This is a genomic window from Streptomyces sp. NBC_00005, from assembly GCF_045160215.1.
Classification (GTDB): Bacteria; Actinomycetota; Actinomycetes; order Streptomycetales; family Streptomycetaceae; genus Streptomyces.
On sequence record NZ_CP108316.1, the window covers coordinates 139,495 to 154,773 of the forward strand.

The following is a 15,279-nucleotide window of genomic DNA, read 5'->3' on the forward strand; positions in this document are numbered from 1 at the left end:
GCCTTGACTGACGTGAACTTGTTCCCCTTGGCTCACTGGCGTTGCTGCCAAACCGCGGTGAGTGCGGCAACGGGGTCGGGGTCGGCCGGTGCCGCCGGCGACCATTCACCGTCGTTCTCCTGGAGGTAGGGGTACCAGCGGGCGTCGGGGCCCAGGCGGAGCTGGATGCCGTGGTCGGTAAGGGTGAGGCGGTTGCGCCAGGCCATGAGGCGGCCGGGGGCATCGGTCATCTCGGTGAGGGCCGTGGTCAGGGCGGTACGGGCCGCTGTCATCGCCGACGGGCCCGGGCTGTGGGGCTGCTCGGCGACGGTGATGCCGGTGGGGCCGCCATGGCGCCATGCGCGGGTGAGGCGGGCGAAGGCCGTGGGTTTTGCGCCGGTGTTCTGGATCAGGTGGTGGAACCACTCGGGGCCAGGGTTATTCGCTGCGATGCGTAGGGCGTCATGGTGCTGGGGCAGGTGCAGGGTGGTGGTGTCGCCGGATAGCAGCCGTGTTGCCCGCACGGAGGCGTCGGTCATCAGACGCTCCAGGTCCGTGCTGGTGAGACCGCTGTTGGAGGGCGGGGGAACCGGTAGCGCGGCGGCGTGGGCGGATGGTTCAGGCAGGTCGGGCAGGCCGGGCCGCCTCGCATCGTGCTCGGCCAAGGCGGCCCACGCCGCATAGGCGCTGGCCGCGTGGACACCGGCCGGAGCGTGCGGGGTGTCGACGGTCCGGCCTGTTGAGCGGCGTGCGCGCAGCTCCGCGAGGACGTCGTCCCGTCCGCGGCCACGCAGCGCGAAGAGCACGAACGGGTCGGCGTCGATGGTGGCGGCGATGGCGTAGCAGAGCGCGGCGGCGTGCTTGCAGGGGTATCCCCAGTCGGGGCAGGAGCAGTCCGGGTCGAGTTCGGTGGGCTGCGGCAGCAGGGGGACGCCGGCGTGGCGGGCGTCATCGACGAGTTCGGCGGGCATCTCGCCGTCGAGGAGCGCGGCGAGATGCCCGGCTCGGGCCGCGATGGTGTCGAGCAGGGTGTCCCACTGGGCGTCGGTGAGGACGGGCAGGTGGACCGAGGAGCGGTACGGGCGCGGCTGAGTGCCCTGGACGGCAGCCTTCACCTGGCCCGGGGCCACGGCGGCAGTGCCGACCATGCCCTTGCGGGCGTAGGTGCGTCCGCGTGACAGGCGCCCGGCGTCCAGGGTGGAGCCCTCCAGGGCCGTCACCCATGCCTGCCCCCACCATGTCGCGGCGAAGGCACGCCCGCCTCGGGCGGGCGCGCGGCGCGGGCCGGGGAACGAGGGGCTCATGGCTGCCTCCCGAGGGCGACGAGTTCGGCGAGGTCGGCGTCGGACAGTTCGGTCAGGGCGGCCTCGCCGGAGCCGACGACGGCGTCGGCGAGCGCGCGCTTGGATTCCAGGAGCTTCGCCACCTTGTCCTCCACGGTCCCCTCCGCGATGAGTTTGTGGACCTGGACGGGCCTGTCCTGGCCGATGCGGTAGGCGCGGTCGGTGGCCTGGTCCTCGACGGCCGGGTTCCACCAGCGGTCGTAGTGCACGACGTGGGTGGCGCGGGTGAGATTGAGGCCGGTGCCCGCCGCCTTCAACGACAGGAGGAACACCGGCACTTCGCCGCGCTGGAAGCGTTCCACCATCTCCTCGCGCCGCGGGACGGGGGTGCCGCCGTGCACGAAGAGGGTGGGGGTGCCGCGTTCGGCGAGATGTTTCTCCACGAGGGTCGCCATCTGCTTGTACTGGGTGAAGACCAGCACCGACTCGCCCTCGGCGGTGATGGTGTCGATCAGTTCGTCGAGCAGGTCGAGCTTGCCGGACCGCCCACGCAACGGGCTGGGCTGGCGCTGACTGTGCTCTTTCAAATACTGGGCCGGGTGATTGCAGATCTGCTTCAGCGCGGTCAGCAGCTTGAGCACCAGGCCGCGGCGGTGGATGCCCTCGGCTTCCGCGATCTTCGTCATGGTCTCGCGGACCACCGCCTCGTACAGGCTGATCTGTTCGGCGGTCAGTGAGACGACGAGGTCGGTCTCGGTCTTGGCCGGCAGTTCGGGTGCGATGCCCGGGTCGGACTTCCTGCGGCGCAGCAGGAAGGGGCGGACGAGACGGGACAGGCGCTCGGCGGCCTCGGGTTCTTCGCCTGTCTCGATGGCGCGGGCGTGCCGGTCGCGGAAGGCGGTGAGCGGGCCGAGGAGTCCGGGGGTGGTCCAGTCGAGGAGTGCCCACAGTTCGGAGAGGTTGTTCTCCACCGGGGTACCGGTGAGGGCGACGCGGGCGCGGGCGGGCAGGGCGCGCAGCTCGCGGGCGGTGACGGCGTAGGGGTTCTTGACGTGCTGGGCCTCGTCTGCGGCGATCAGCGACCAGGCGGCGTCGGCGAGGACTTCGCGGTCGCGGCGCAGCACTCCGTAGGTGACCAGGACGATCTCGTCGCCGGCCAGATCGTCGAGGTGGCGGTCGCCGCCGTGGTAGCGACGCACGGGGATGGACGGCGCGAACCTGGCCGCCTCGCGCTGCCAGTTGCCGAGCAGGGAGGCGGGGCAGACGACGAGCGTGGGGCCCGCGGTGGCGGGGTCGGTCTGGCGGTGCAGGTGCAGGGCGAGAAGAGTGATGGTCTTACCCAGACCCATGTCGTCGGCGAGACAGCCGCCGAGGCCGAGTTCGCACATCTCAGCCAGCCAGGCGAGGCCCCGCTTCTGGTAGTCGCGCAGCGTGGCCTTGAGCGCGGGGGGCTGCGCGGCGGGGGTGCGGGATGCGGGGTCGCGGATACGGGCGACGAGGTCGCCGAGCGCTCCCACCGCCGCACAGGGGATCGGCTCGCCATCCCTTTCCACCTCTCCGGTCAGCGCGGCGCTCAGCGCCTCCATGGGGGTGAGCGGTTCCATCCGACGGCGCCTGGCGCGGGCCACCAGCTTCGGGTCGGCGACCACCCACTGCTCGCGCAGCCGGACGAGGGGGCGGCGGGCCTCGGCGAGGGTGTCCATCTCGGCCTCGGTGAGCGGCTCGCCGCCGAGCGAGACCTGCCAGCGGAAGTCGAGGAGGGCGTCGGCGTCGAGGAGACCGCCCGCGCTGGAGCCTGGGGCGGTGCGCTGCCCGATCTCCGCGGTCGCGGTGAGAGCCTTGACCAGCTCGCGCGGCCAGTGCACGTCGATACCGGCTGCGCGCAGCACGTCCGTGGCCTCGCCCAGCAGGTGGAAGGCTTCGTCGTCGGTCAGCCGGAGCTGATCGGGAGCGGCATCCTTCAGCAGCCGCTGGAGCGGGGGCCAGACACGGGCGCCGCGGCGCAGCGCGAGCAGTGTCTCGGTCTCGGCGCGCGGTCCGAGCAGCCGCTCCACTTCGGCCGGTTCGCTCCACAGCCGTGCGGCGTCGACGACCAGTGCCGGATCCGCCGCGGTGTGCAGTTGCAGGACCGCTCGGAACTGCCGGCGCCGCCCCTCGGGCAGGTCGACGCGCAGGGAGACGCCGACCTCGGCGGTGAACGCGGCGGCGGTCTCCTCGGCCCACTCGCGCAGGGCGGGCACGGCACGCGCCTCGCGCCAGGCGTACGGCAGCGCTCCCATCGCGAGCGGCGCGGCCGGAGTACGGACCAGGTCGTCCGCGACCGCGTCGCAGAACTGGCGTACCAGCGCTGCCGGTTCCGCGATGCGCAGCGGGGCCGGCCCGGGCTCGGGCAGGCAGTGGGCGTGGGGTGGGAAGGCGGCGGCGAGGGCGTCCAGCGTCTGCCGCTGGGCGGCGGTGAAGGGGCCCGCCTGCCAGGTGTCGTAGCCGGCGGGGGTGAGGGCCGGGTGGAGACGGCCGTCGGCGAGCAGCCGCAGCGCGAAGCGGGCGGCGGCCTGCCAGGCGGCAGCCGAGGGATGCGGTGGCTGTGTTCCGGTCAGGGCGGACACGGTGAGGGCGACGGGCAGGGCATAACCCTCCACCCTGCGCCGTCTGACCGAGCGGCCGTGCGGCAGCACCAGCTCCACCGCCTCGGTATCCACGCCCGGGGGTACCGTGCCCTCGGCGGCGGCTGCCCCGGCGGGCTGCCAAAGGAGCAACCGGCCGAGGCGGGCCGGCTCGCCGGGCAGGAACACCGCCGCCCAGCCGCCGCCGAGCAGGCCCCGCGCCCAGGCGGCCGACTCCGGTGCGGCCAGTGGCGGCCCGCTCCGCGTGCCCGTGCCCGGCTCCCGTACGACGACTCGTGCCACTCTCTTTCGCCCCATCGTTTTGCAAGCGAGTCGCACCGCGCCCCGCTCACCACCACGCGCCGTCACCCACCAGCAGGTTCCGGCCCTGCTGTCACCGGCGGGAGTGCGCCTTGTTCGCCGCGGTACGCATGCGTTTGGCCAGCCGCTTGTCGACGCCGCGCAGGCCCTCACCCAGTTCGGCGAGCACCTGGGCGGTGGCCGGATGCTCCACCCGCCACAGGTCGTCCACCCGCTGTTCGAGCGCCTCCGGCGCCATGTTCCAGTTCTCCAGGAAGCCCCGGACCAGCTCTTCGCTCTCCCCCGCACCGGCGAGGAGCGACAGCCCGTCGATGAGCAGCCACAACCCGGCGGCCTCCGCCCGCGCCGGATCTACCTGCACGTCCGTTCCAGGGCGTGCGCCCAGGGTCGCGGTGGCCACCTGGCGGCACCCGTCGACATCGGAGTCCGCTGCCTTCCGCAGCACCCGTAGTGCCCGGGGGGCGTCGAGGTCGGCCAGCACCAGTTGGGCCACGGCTCGCTTCGCCGCTGCCTCGGGGCCCTCTCCCGCGCAGGCGTCGAGGAGCCCCACCGCGGCATCCGCCGCAGAGCGGTGTCCCAGCCACTCTTCGACCTCCCGGCGCATCTCCTCGGGGGAGTAGCCCAGGAGCCCCCGGAGCAGAGCGCCGGCGTCCGCTTCGGCGTACTCACCGAGCAGCGGCGCAGGCACACCGCACTCCATCAGGTAGGTGCGGAGCCCGTAGCGGCCGAGCGGGGTGAGCCGCATGCGGTCCCTGCGCCTCTCGCCCCGCGACCGGTCCGACGGAGCCGACGAGGTTCTTGGACCGCCCAGCTCCTGTCCGCCCATGGTGTTCAGGAGTGTGCGCAGAGCCGCCTCGGCCGAATCGTCGCCGTCACCGGGCTCGTACTCCACCGCGCCCAACTGAGCGAGCCCGTCCCCCAGTTCTCGGAAGGACGCCGCGAACAGCGCCTGGAAGAGATCGAACTCCGGCCCGTTCTCGCCCGCCTCACGGGCCTTCGCGCCCAGGTCATCGACATCCACCCAGACGTCGTCCGGGGCGTCGTACAGCAGGCCGACCAGTCCGTCGGCGATCTGGGCCGTCAGCTCACCCAGCTCACCGTGCCACCCATCCAGCACCCCCGTCTCACCGATCTCCTCCAGCAGATCGCCCATCGTGGCGGCCCAGAACTGCAGAAGGTCCTCACCGGCGAGGTCGGTCGCCGCACCGCCCCAAGCGCGACCCCCGCTGATCGTGATCACCCCGCCGTCCACGGCGAGCCACCACGGATCCTCGAGAACGGCCACGTCCTTGGCACTGCGCAGCGATTTCAACGCACGAGCCCGCGCGACGGCATCGGCATACGGCGAGTCGTCGCCGGCCAGCTTCCACAGCTGGAGCTCCTCCACGGCCTCACGGGCGAGCGCGGGTCGCAGCACCCGGCCGGCGGTGACCTGCCGTCCCTCGCGGCACCATGCGGCGAGCCGCAGCGCCGCGTCGAAGAGCGGGACACCCCGCACGGCAGGTACAAGGTCCTCCTGCGGAGCCAGGGTCACCGGGCGCAGCACAGGCACATCCTCGGCCGGTCCGTCGACTCCGGCATCGACCGGCTCGCCCACCCGGCACTGCCCGCAGGTACACAACGCCACGTCCTCGGCGGTCAGCCGACGGGCACCGCCGCGTCCGGCCGGACCACCGGCCGACTGCCTCGCCGTGCCGGACGCCATGTCCGGCGTCAGCCGGGTCAGCCGCTCGGTGATCTCGTCCCGGTCGAAGGCCGCCGGGTCGTAACCCGCCGCGCGGAGCCCGGCGACGAGTCCGCCGTGCACGTCGTGCTCGGCCCCGTCCGGGCACTCGATGAGTTCCAGCACGTCGGCCAGCCCCCACACGCCGCCGATGTCCTCGCCGGGCACATCGGCGCGGCGCCCGCCTGCGCAGCGCACCGTGCGCTCCGCGTCCGCCGGGCGTGGCAGAGTCTTCTCCAGCGTGATCCCGTGCTCCCAGTCGTCCCCGAAGTCGTAGGTGTAGCGCAGCCGTGCCCCCTCCTCGGCGAGCACGTCGCCGACCGCGGTGGCGTCCTCGTCGCCAACCTCGCGGCCGAAACCGAGATCGATGAGGTCGGCCGCGACGCCGTACCCCCGACCGAACTCGTCGGTGAACAGGTGCAGATGACCACCGTGCCAGCCGAAGGCGACCTGGATGGCGTCGTGCAGCGTGCCGAGCGAGGTGTCGGACGGCAGCACGAGGCGCCGCCACAGTGGCGGTCTCGTACCGTGCAACACGATCTTCAACTGGACATCGGACGGGGTTGTCTTCCCGCCTTGCCGCATCTGCTGCTCCCACCGCGCCGGGGCTACTCGAACGGCCCCATCATGGCGCCATCGGCGTGCCGTGCCCAAACCCGGCTGGGGCGGCGGCTGTCCTTTCGGGTACACACGGTCTCGGCGCCGCCCGCAGTGGATATCCTGCGTCCCCGCGACCGTTCCTAGAAACTGAGCGGGAGAAGTCCTGTTGCCAGGACTCGTGCTCAGCCGAACGCCCCGAACGGTGTTGGGCGTTCTGGTTGCCCGCGTTCGCTCCGTATCCGGGCCCGACGGATCGTGTCCGTGGTCCGGGCATGCGGGGGCGGGTTCCCTCACGCGCGGGAACACGCCGACCGGCCTGGGCGGTCCAATGCCCCTGCTCATCACTCCGGTGAGCAGGGGGCGGTGCCGTCCGTCGCCGGATCGGGTGTCCCTGGGCGCGTCTTCCGATCGCCACGACAGCCACGTCATGGCGAGTGGTCTTGCGGGTGGTGCTGGCGAGGGGCTTCTGCCAGTGCTGGGCGCCCCACCGGCTGGTATAGGCCGGGTCCACCGCGATGACCGCGACGCCCGTGGCGTCGGCCATCGAAGACAATCGGGCGCGGAACTTCCTGGTGGGCATGCCTGAGATCAGCTGCCGGAACCGCTTTTTGCGACCGTGTTTCTCCCGGGTCGTCTCCGCGCCGAAGTGCCAGGTTCCTCGACCGCGATCGCGTGCACGTCACAGGTGCGGGCCAGTGCAGCAGGCGGGTGAGGGCATGCCGTACTTGGGCGTCACGATGCTGCGCGGTGCCGGACAGGTCGTAGGAGTAGCGGCGCGGGGCACCGGTCAGCCGTGCACGTCCAGACGCCAGGCGGCGAGGTGGTCGGCGTTCGTGTCCACGGCGATCACGCCTTGGGCGAGCGCGGCGTCCAGCGGGATGACCGGGACGGGCGGGATCTGCCAGGGTCGGGTAGCCGGGCCCCGTCGCCGGGTCCCGGCCCCTCAGAACCGTGCGTGCGGCCGATGGCGTCCTGTTGAGCCAGCTCGCCCTGGCGCCGGCCGGGATCAGTCCTGGCGCCAGGAACGCAGCTTCTCGGCGATGCCGTACGAGTCCAGCCGCAGCCCTCGGATGTCGTAGATCAGTTCCCGCCAGAGCTCAAACTTCGTGTCCACGCGTTCCCCGGAGGCCTCCAGGTAGGCGATGGCGACGCCGTATCCGTACACCTCGTTGCGGGCCGGGAGCGGGCGCAGCAGCACGCACTCCTCCAGCATGACCGCAGCCCGCCAGAAGGCGTCGGGGTGGTGCTGGTCATGCCGGGGCGGGTCGACCCGGTGGCGCTGGGCCAGGCCGACGAGCACAGAGAAGTCGTTGACGGTCAGGTCGTCCCGGAGGGTGTCTTCCTGGCGCTCGAGGAACCACCGGTAGTCGACGTATACGACGGGAGGCACAGGTCAGGCCGCCCGCGAGGTGTCGTGCGCGACGGCCGGCAGCCCGCCGAACTCGGCGTCGAAGGCGTCCATGACGCCGGGCTCGCTGATGGTGCGACGGAAGGCGGCGGTCGCCGTCTGCAGGGCCCGCTCCTGTTCCTTCTCCCCCGCCACCTTGGCGATGTAGGCCTTCACGGACAGGCCCTCAGCAGCAGCGAGGCCCTGCAGGGTGTCCCTGGTACTCGTGTCGACCTTGACAGTGGTTTCAGCCATACCCGAAGTATCCCGCAAGGTATACGTGCGGCGCTACCTCCTCCGCTGATCCGCCCCCTCACGGGCGGTACCTACGCATTGCCTCGCGCTGAAAGGCGCAGCTGGGCGCCGCGCGGCCTCCGCCCCGTCTTCTTCGCGGTCGTCTTCTTCTCCGCGGTCTTCTTGGCTGGCTGCTTCCTGGCCGCCTTTTTGGCGGCGGCCTTCTTCTTCGGCAGCTCGTGCACCGCACCGGACCCGGCGTTCTCGCCGCGGGCGGCCTTCGACTTCTCCACTGACTCCTGAAGGGCGGCCATCAGGTCAAGGACCTGGCCCGGTCGCTCCGGCTCCGGAGCCTCGGGGAGCTCCCGGTTTTCCCGCTTCGCCTCGATGATCTTCGCCATGGCGTCGGTGTAAGCGTCCTCGAACTCCGGTCCCTCGTCGGGCGAGTTCATCCGCAGCGCGCTGGGAGAGGTCCTCGCCTTCATCGGCCTCACCGACTCAACCGGCCAGCCTCTATCCTCGCGCCGCACGACTTCCGCCGCCTGTTCATCTACCGATGCCATCCGCTCCGGCCTCCCACCTCACATCGCGCAGGTCATCGCCGGCCACGCCAACATCAACACCACGATGGGCTACAACGCGATCTACCTTTGATCTTGGCCGGTGCTCCGGCGTTGACGCCGGGGGTGAAGGCCATCTCGGAACTGCTGTGACCCGCGCATGGGCATGGGTTCGCAGTATTGAGCTCAGCCCACGGGGCGCTTCTGGTTTTCGATGTACTGCTTGACGACGGTCAGGGGCGCCCCGGCGCAGCTTCCGGCGAAGTAGGAGCCGGACCAGAAGCGTCCGCCCCACAGGTACCTGCGGACGTGCACGTCGTAGTCCTTGCGCAGCAGGCGGGCGGAGACTCCCTTGAGGGAGTTGACCAACTTGGAGAGCTGGACCTTCGGCGGGTAGTGCACGAGCAGGTGTACGTGATCCTCTTCGCCGTTGAACTGCTTCAGGTCGGCTTCGAAGTCCGCGCAGACCTCCCGCATGATCTCTTCGCAGCGTGTCAGCATCTCGTTGGTGAATGCTTTGCGCCGGTACTTGGTGACAAACACCAAGTGGACGTGAAGGTTGCAGACGACGTGGCGGCCGGTTCTGACATCGGGATTCGGATTCCAGCGCGGTGACATGAACCAAGTGTAGTAGAGTGATCGCTATGAGTGAACTCGGCCTGGTGAAGCGGCAGTTCGGGCACCGTGCCCGACTGGCGCTCAGCCCTGCCGAGATCCGGGTCATGGACGACCAGGCGCACGCGGCCCGCACCATGTGGAACTGCCTGCACGCCTGGTGGCAGATGATGCCGAAGGACAAGCGGACCCTCGCCGCCGCTGATGCGGCGATACGACAAGCCCGTAAAGAGCTCGACTTCCTCGCCGAGCTACCCGCGCAGGCATCCCAGGCGGTGCTGAAGACGTACGTCCGCGCCTGGGTGAACTGCTGGGAAGGCCGGGCGGACGAGCCGAACTTCAAGGCCCGGTTCCGGTCGGCGATGTCCGTGGACATCCCGCAGGGCCGTGACCTGAACATCGTCCGCGTCCACCGCCGCTGGGGCATGGTCAACCTGCCGAAGATCGGCCGCGTCCGCTTCCGCTGGACCAAAGACCTTCCCGTGGGCAAGCGGGCAGGCACCGACAACCGGATCACCGGCGCCCGGCTGGTGAAGGATGCGCTCGGCTGGCACATCGCCTTCCGCATCCAGACCCTCGAAGCCCAGCCACCGCCCGGCCAAGGCCCGGAAGTCGGCATCGACGCCGGAGTGAACATCCCCCTCGCCCTGTCCAACAAGGACCACCAGGACCACGGGCGTCCTCCACGCCTGCCGGACGGCACCGCCGACCGGGACAAATGGCTCACCCCGAAGGAGAAGGCCAAACTCCTCAAGCTGGAACGGCAGGCCGCACACCGCAAGAGCCTTCGCAAGCAGGGGGAGAAGACATCCCGCCGCTTGCAGCACACCTACGACCAGATCAAGCAGCTCCGAGCAAAAGCCACACGACGAGCCCTGGACTGGCAGCACAAGACGACCACCTACCTCACCCGTACGTACGGCGTGATCGTGGTCGAACAGCTCAACATCACGAACATGGTCAAGTCCGCCCGGGGCACCATCGAACAGCCGGGCAAGAACGTCAAAACCAAGGCCGGTCTCAACCGCTCCATCGCACAAGAGGCGTGGGGACGCACGGTGACGATACTGACGTACAAGCTCGCCCGCCACGGCGGCCGGCTCGTCAAGGTTCCCGCCCCGAACACCTCCCGACGCTGCTCCGCATGCGGATTCACCGTCCCCGGCAGCAGGGAAGACCAGGCCACGTTCGTATGCAAGAACCCCGACTGCGACTTCCAGTGCAACGCCGACTGGAACGCAGCGAGGAACATCTTGCACCTGTACCGGATCGGCCACGCCATCGTGGAGGTCCCGGCCGCCGGAAGGCGCGGTCGCAGGGCGGCTAAAACCGTCAAGCCCGTCGCCGCAAGGTAGACGGAAATCCCCTTCCTGAGCTTACGAAGGGAGGGGAGAACTTCAACGAGAAGAGTCGACTGAAGTGGGGCAGACCCTTGGTTGGCCGATCAGAAGAAGGTCGGCAGGCGCGGGGTGTAGGGGTCTTCCAGTGCGGCGATCTCGTCGTCGGTGAGCGTGAGGTCGAGCGCGGCGACGGCGTCGGTGAGGTGGTGGGTCTTGGTGGCGCCGACGATGGGCGCGGACACGACAGGGTTGTTCAGTACCCAGGCCAGCGCGACCTGGGCCATCGGGACACCGTGCGCGTCGGCGATCTTCTGGATGGCGTCGACGATGGCTTCGTCGGTGTCGACGAACAGGGGGCGGCCGGCGTAGTCGGTGTCGGGGGTGGCCTTGGCCCGTGCGGTGCTGTCCTGGCCCCAGGGGCGGGCGACGCGGCCGCCGGCCAGGGGACTCCAGGGGATGGAGCCGACGCCGGAGTGGGCGAGCAGGCCGAACATCTCCCGCTCCTCCTCCCGTGCCAGCAGGCTGTACTGGTCCTGCATGGACACGAAGGGCGTCCAGCCGTGGCTGTGGGCGGCGTGCTGCATGGTGGCGAACTGCCAGGCCCACATCGAGGAGGCGCCGAGGTAGCGGACCTTGCCGGCCTTGACGAGGTCGTGCAGAGCTTCCATGGTCTCCTCGACCGGGGTCTGCGGGTCGAAGCGGTGGATCTGGTAGAGGTCGACGTAGTCGGTGCCCAGCCGGGTCAGGGAGGCGTCGATCTGCTCCATCACGGCCTTGCGCGACAGGCCGGACCCACCGGGTCCGTCGTGCATGGGGTTGAACAGCTTGGTGGCCAGGACTACGTCGTCGCGCTTCGTGTACTTCTTGATCGCACGGCCCACGATCTCTTCGGAGGTGCCGTAGCCGTAGATGTTGGCGGTGTCCCAGAAGGTGATCCCGGACTCGACGGCCTGGCGGAAGATCGGTTCGGCGCCGTCGTCGTCCAGAGCCCACGGCATCTGCGAGGTGTCGCCGAAGCTCATGCATCCGAGTGCGAGGCGGCTGATCTTCAGTCCGGAGGTGCCCAGACGGGTGTACTGCATGACGCGCTCCTCATCGTCGGCGCAGCCGGCCGACACCGGCTGCCTCGTCATCGACGCTAGGCAGCCGACGGTCGCGGTGGGAGATGCTGCCAGCACCCCCCAACCGGGCAAGCGACACGCCTGCTGCTTGAAGTGAACGAAGCCAGCCGCCTGGGGTGCGGTGCTTCCTGGCCACCCGACGGGCACAGGTCACCCGGACTCGCGGTCAGGTGCGCGCGATGACCCGCAGCCCGGCATGATCGTGCGGTGGCGCAGCGGACGCCGCCGTACGGGATGGTGCTGAGGGGGGTGCTGGCAGCATCTCCCACGTCCGAAGCAGAGCTCGTAGCGTGAAAGACATGAACAACCGCAGCGAGGTACGGGACTTTCTGATCTCACGCCGCGGCAAGGTCACCCCCGAGCAGGTGGGCCTCGTCGACCACGGCGGCACCCGCCGTGTGCCCGGTCTGCGACGCAGCGAGGTGGCCGACCTGGCAGGGGTGTCCGTGGAGTACTACACCCAACTGGAGCGCGGCAACGTGCGCGGTGCCTCCGAGAGCGTCCTGGACGCCGTGGCCCGGGCGCTGCTGCTGGACGAGGCCGAGCGGGCACACCTGTTCGACCTGGCGCGTGCGGCCAACAGCGGCACGGCGGTACGCCGACGCCCGGCGGTGCAGCGGGTACGTCCGGCCATCCAGGCGATCCTGGACAGTCAGCTGTCCCCGGCCTATGTCACCAACGGCCTCGGGGACGTCGTGGCCACCAATACGCTGGGCAGAGCCCTCCTGTCTCCGCTGTACGAGGACCCCGCCCGGCCGGTCAACGCCGCACGGTTCCGCTTCCTGAACCCCCGCGCGGCCGGTTACTACCTCGACTGGGAGGCCACCGGCCGCGACAGCGTCGCCGGGCTGCGGCTCATGGCCGGCAAGAACCCCTACGACAAGGCGCTCACCGATCTGATCGGGGAGCTGTGCACCCGCAGCGAGGAGTTCCGCACCCGGTGGGCCTCACAGGACGTCCGCATGCACCGCACCGGAGTCAAGCGGCTGCACCACCCGGTCGTCGGTGACCTGGACCTCTCCTACGAAGCCCTGGAAATGCCTGCCGACGCCGGTCTCGTGCTGATCGTCTGCACCGCGGAACCCGGCTCACCCAGCCGCCAGGCCCTCGATCTGCTCGCCAGCTGGGCTGCCGCGCCGGACCCCGTCGAGCCCGCTCAGGAAGAGCCGAGCGACCGCGGCCAGTAGCACCTGGCCCACATTCCCCAAAACCATGCAGCCCGCCGCCGGCCACCGGCTGAGCACGGGCGACGAACCGCCGTTCCCCCACGTGCCGGCGCGCACCCTCGCGCCCTTCAGCACCACCCCGAAAGGTTCACCATGTCCAAGATCCCCCATGTCACGCTCAACAACGGTGTCCAGATGCCGATCCTCGGCTTCGGCGTCTTCCAGGTCCCCGCCGAGGAGACCGAGCGGGTCGTCACCGACGCCCTCACCGCCGGCTACCGCCACCTCGACACCGCCGCCGCCTACGGCAACGAGGAGGCCGTCGGCAAGGCGATCAAGGCCAGCGGCATCGCCCGCGACGAGCTGTTCATCACCACCAAGATGTGGGTCAACGAAAAGGGCGAAGAGGGCGCCAGGGCGGCCTTCGACACGTCCCTGCGCCTGCTCGGGCTGGACTACCTGGACCTGTATCTGATCCACCAGCCCTTCGGTGACTACTACAGCTCCTGGCGCGCCATGCAGGACCTGCACCGTCAGGGCCTGGTCAAGGCGATCGGCGTGTCGAACTTCTACGCCGACCGTCTGGTCGACCTGATCGACCACAACGAGATCGTCCCGGCGGTCAACCAGATCGAGACCCACCCGTACTTCCAGCGCGCCGACGACCAGGCCCTCATGGCCGAACGCGGCGTGCAGATCGAGTCGTGGGGCCCGCTGGCCGAGGGCCGCAACAACATCTTCAGCGACCCGACGCTGAGCGCCATCGGCGAAGCGCACGGCAAGTCCGTGGCCCAGGTAGTACTGCGCTGGCTGACCCAGCGCGGTGTCGTGGTGATCCCCAAGTCCTCGCGACCGGAGCGCATGGCCGAGAACATCGCGGTCTTCGACTTCGAGCTGACCGGCGACGAGATGGACCGCATCGCCGCGCTGGACACCGGCGCCAGCATCGTCTTCGACCACCGCGACCCGCAGACGGTCAGCGCCGTCGGCGGGTACCGCCTCGGCTGAGAAACGCCCTTTCCTTCTCGTGGACATCGGCGTGCAAGCGACACAGCCATGCGGGAGAGCCAGCCGGTCAGCTGCTGGCGCGGGGGGTCATTCCACCTGACGGCCCAGAACACAATCCTGCCCACCCCGGCCGGACTCCCTCGTGCTGACGGGTGTTCCGGGCCGGGGTGGCCCATGCCCGGAGCCCAGGAGCCCTGCGGGGCACCGCCTGCTCACCTATGCGTCAACGCGCCTCGGTGTAGTCCGTCCAGCACTGCCCTCCACGCAGCCTTCAAGGACGAGGCGTCGATATCGGACGTCGACGGCCAGATCTAGTTCAGAGAAGTCACGAGGCCGAAGCTGACAGCACCTGACCCCACAGTTCGGGGCGTGGCTGACCTCCACAAGAGCCCCGAGCAGCAGCAGCCTACGAGCACCACCGGCGCCCCGCATGCGGGCTGCCACCCGCACGTGCCAACCGCTGGCTCGCCCGTCGCGCACGGCGGGCCGCGGCGGCCTCGGGATTCATGGCTGTGACGTCCGAGGCCGCCTTCACCGGCTGCCCCACCGGAGGGCGCGACCCGGTCCGCCGCCGGGCAGACAAACGGACTCGGGCCGCCGACACACCTGCACGCGTCGTGTCACGAACAGAACGAACGCGCCCCAATGAGCGACACGGCCACGTCAACCCAGCAGCTCGTGGGGCCAACCGGTCGGCCCCACGCGGCTCAACCTTCTTGGCTCCGGGGGGAGATGGCCGGGCGCTCACGATGGTCGATTACAGCTTCGCCGCCCGCCCGTCGCGCGAGGGACTGCGGCCTGCGCGACCCGGCAACCGTCCACCTCGACGAGGACGACGGCGAATCGGTGTAACAGCGGACCGGGCGGCTCCCTCGCGCTTGCCGTCCGACACCCCTGAGTGTCGGTGGGCGCCGCGGCTCAGGATCGGGAGGAGGCGGCGGTGCCCGTCTGGGCGCGGTTGGCGCGGATCTCGTCGTGGTGGTCGGCGGCCCAGCCGATCAGCTGCATGACGATCTCGTGCAGGCCGCAGCCGAGCGGGGCGAGGGCGTACTCCACACGCGGCGGCACCTCGGCGTAGGCGGTGCGCGTGATCAGGCCGTCCTCCTGGAGCTGGCGCAGTGTGTGGGTGAGCATGCGCTGCGAGATGCCCGGGATCTGGCGCTGCAGGTCGGTGTAGCGCAGTGAGCCGTTCTCCAGGACGGCGATGATCAGCATGCTCCACTTGTCGCCGACCCGGTCCAGTACCTGCCGGATGAAGGCCATGTGGTCGGCGGGGATGCTCGCGCACGGCCCGATCGCAGCCGCCATCTCCTTACCAGTGCTGTCCTGCATGGCGCCC

The 15,279-nt window shown here is 70.2% G+C and carries 12 protein-coding genes and 1 pseudogene; 3 read left to right on the forward strand and 10 right to left on the reverse strand.

From position 1 onward, the window contains the following. Positions 1-32: 32 nt before the first annotated feature. From OG303_RS00725 to tnpA, 8 genes and pseudogenes are all read right to left on the reverse strand, one after another. Entirely contained in the window at positions 33-1,283 is a 1,251-nt protein-coding gene (locus OG303_RS00725) for an SWIM zinc finger family protein (protein WP_405863652.1), read from the reverse strand. After that, positions 1,280-4,183 (reverse strand): DEAD/DEAH box helicase, encoded by a 2,904-nt coding sequence (locus OG303_RS00730; protein ID WP_405863654.1) that lies wholly within the window; start codon positions 4,181-4,183, stop codon positions 1,280-1,282. Before OG303_RS00730 ends, OG303_RS00725 begins: the two co-directional genes overlap by 4 nt. A 76-nt stretch (positions 4,184-4,259) precedes the next feature. Further along, positions 4,260-6,455, reverse strand: a complete 2,196-nt coding sequence (locus OG303_RS00735; protein WP_405863655.1) for a plasmid pRiA4b ORF-3 family protein — start codon at positions 6,453-6,455, stop codon at positions 4,260-4,262. Positions 6,456-6,695: 240 nt separating this feature from the next. Then, positions 6,696-7,422: pseudogene (locus OG303_RS00740) on the reverse strand (IS200/IS605 family accessory protein TnpB-related protein); the annotation flags it as partial. Between the two features lie 93 nt (positions 7,423-7,515). Beyond that, positions 7,516-7,899 carry a toxin Doc gene (locus tag OG303_RS00745; RefSeq protein WP_405863657.1) on the reverse strand — a complete coding sequence of 128 codons (384 nt, stop codon included), beginning with the start codon at positions 7,897-7,899 and terminating at the stop codon, positions 7,516-7,518. A 3-nt stretch (positions 7,900-7,902) separates the two neighbouring features. Beyond that, positions 7,903-8,151, reverse strand: a complete 249-nt coding sequence (locus OG303_RS00750; RefSeq protein ID WP_405863659.1) for an antitoxin MazE7 — start codon at positions 8,149-8,151, stop codon at positions 7,903-7,905. A 71-nt stretch (positions 8,152-8,222) separates the two neighbouring features. Then, the gene (locus tag OG303_RS00755; RefSeq protein ID WP_405863661.1) at positions 8,223-8,615 is read right to left on the reverse strand and encodes a hypothetical protein; all 393 of its coding nucleotides are present in this window, start codon (positions 8,613-8,615) and stop codon (positions 8,223-8,225) included. 261 nt (positions 8,616-8,876) lie between these two features. Then, positions 8,877-9,308, reverse strand: coding sequence for an IS200/IS605 family transposase (gene tnpA, locus OG303_RS00760; protein WP_405863663.1), 432 nt, complete (start codon positions 9,306-9,308; stop codon positions 8,877-8,879). Positions 9,309-9,334: 26 nt separating this feature from the next. On the opposite strand from tnpA, the gene OG303_RS00765 reads away from it, so the two are divergent. Then, complete coding sequence (locus tag OG303_RS00765) at positions 9,335-10,660, forward strand: RNA-guided endonuclease InsQ/TnpB family protein (protein ID WP_405863664.1); 1,326 nt, start codon at positions 9,335-9,337, stop codon at positions 10,658-10,660. Between the two features lie 89 nt (positions 10,661-10,749). On the opposite strand, the gene OG303_RS00770 is transcribed toward OG303_RS00765, so the two are convergent. After that, on the reverse strand, positions 10,750-11,727 hold the full coding sequence (locus OG303_RS00770) for an aldo/keto reductase (protein WP_405863666.1): 978 nt from the start codon (positions 11,725-11,727) through the stop codon (positions 10,750-10,752). A 338-nt stretch (positions 11,728-12,065) separates the two neighbouring features. Here OG303_RS00770 and OG303_RS00775 point away from each other — a divergent pair, with 338 nt between their 5' ends. Both OG303_RS00775 and OG303_RS00780 read left to right on the forward strand, forming a co-directional pair. Continuing rightward, entirely contained in the window at positions 12,066-12,953 is an 888-nt protein-coding gene (locus tag OG303_RS00775) for a helix-turn-helix domain-containing protein (RefSeq protein WP_405863668.1), read from the forward strand. 141 nt (positions 12,954-13,094) lie between these two features. Then, positions 13,095-13,940, forward strand: coding sequence for an aldo/keto reductase (locus tag OG303_RS00780; protein WP_405877023.1), 846 nt, complete (start codon positions 13,095-13,097; stop codon positions 13,938-13,940). A 918-nt stretch (positions 13,941-14,858) separates the two neighbouring features. On the opposite strand, the gene OG303_RS00785 is transcribed toward OG303_RS00780, so the two are convergent. Beyond that, positions 14,859-15,272 carry a winged helix-turn-helix transcriptional regulator gene (locus OG303_RS00785; protein ID WP_405863670.1) on the reverse strand — a complete coding sequence of 138 codons (414 nt, stop codon included), beginning with the start codon at positions 15,270-15,272 and terminating at the stop codon, positions 14,859-14,861. Between the last annotated feature and the right edge of the window lie 7 nt (positions 15,273-15,279).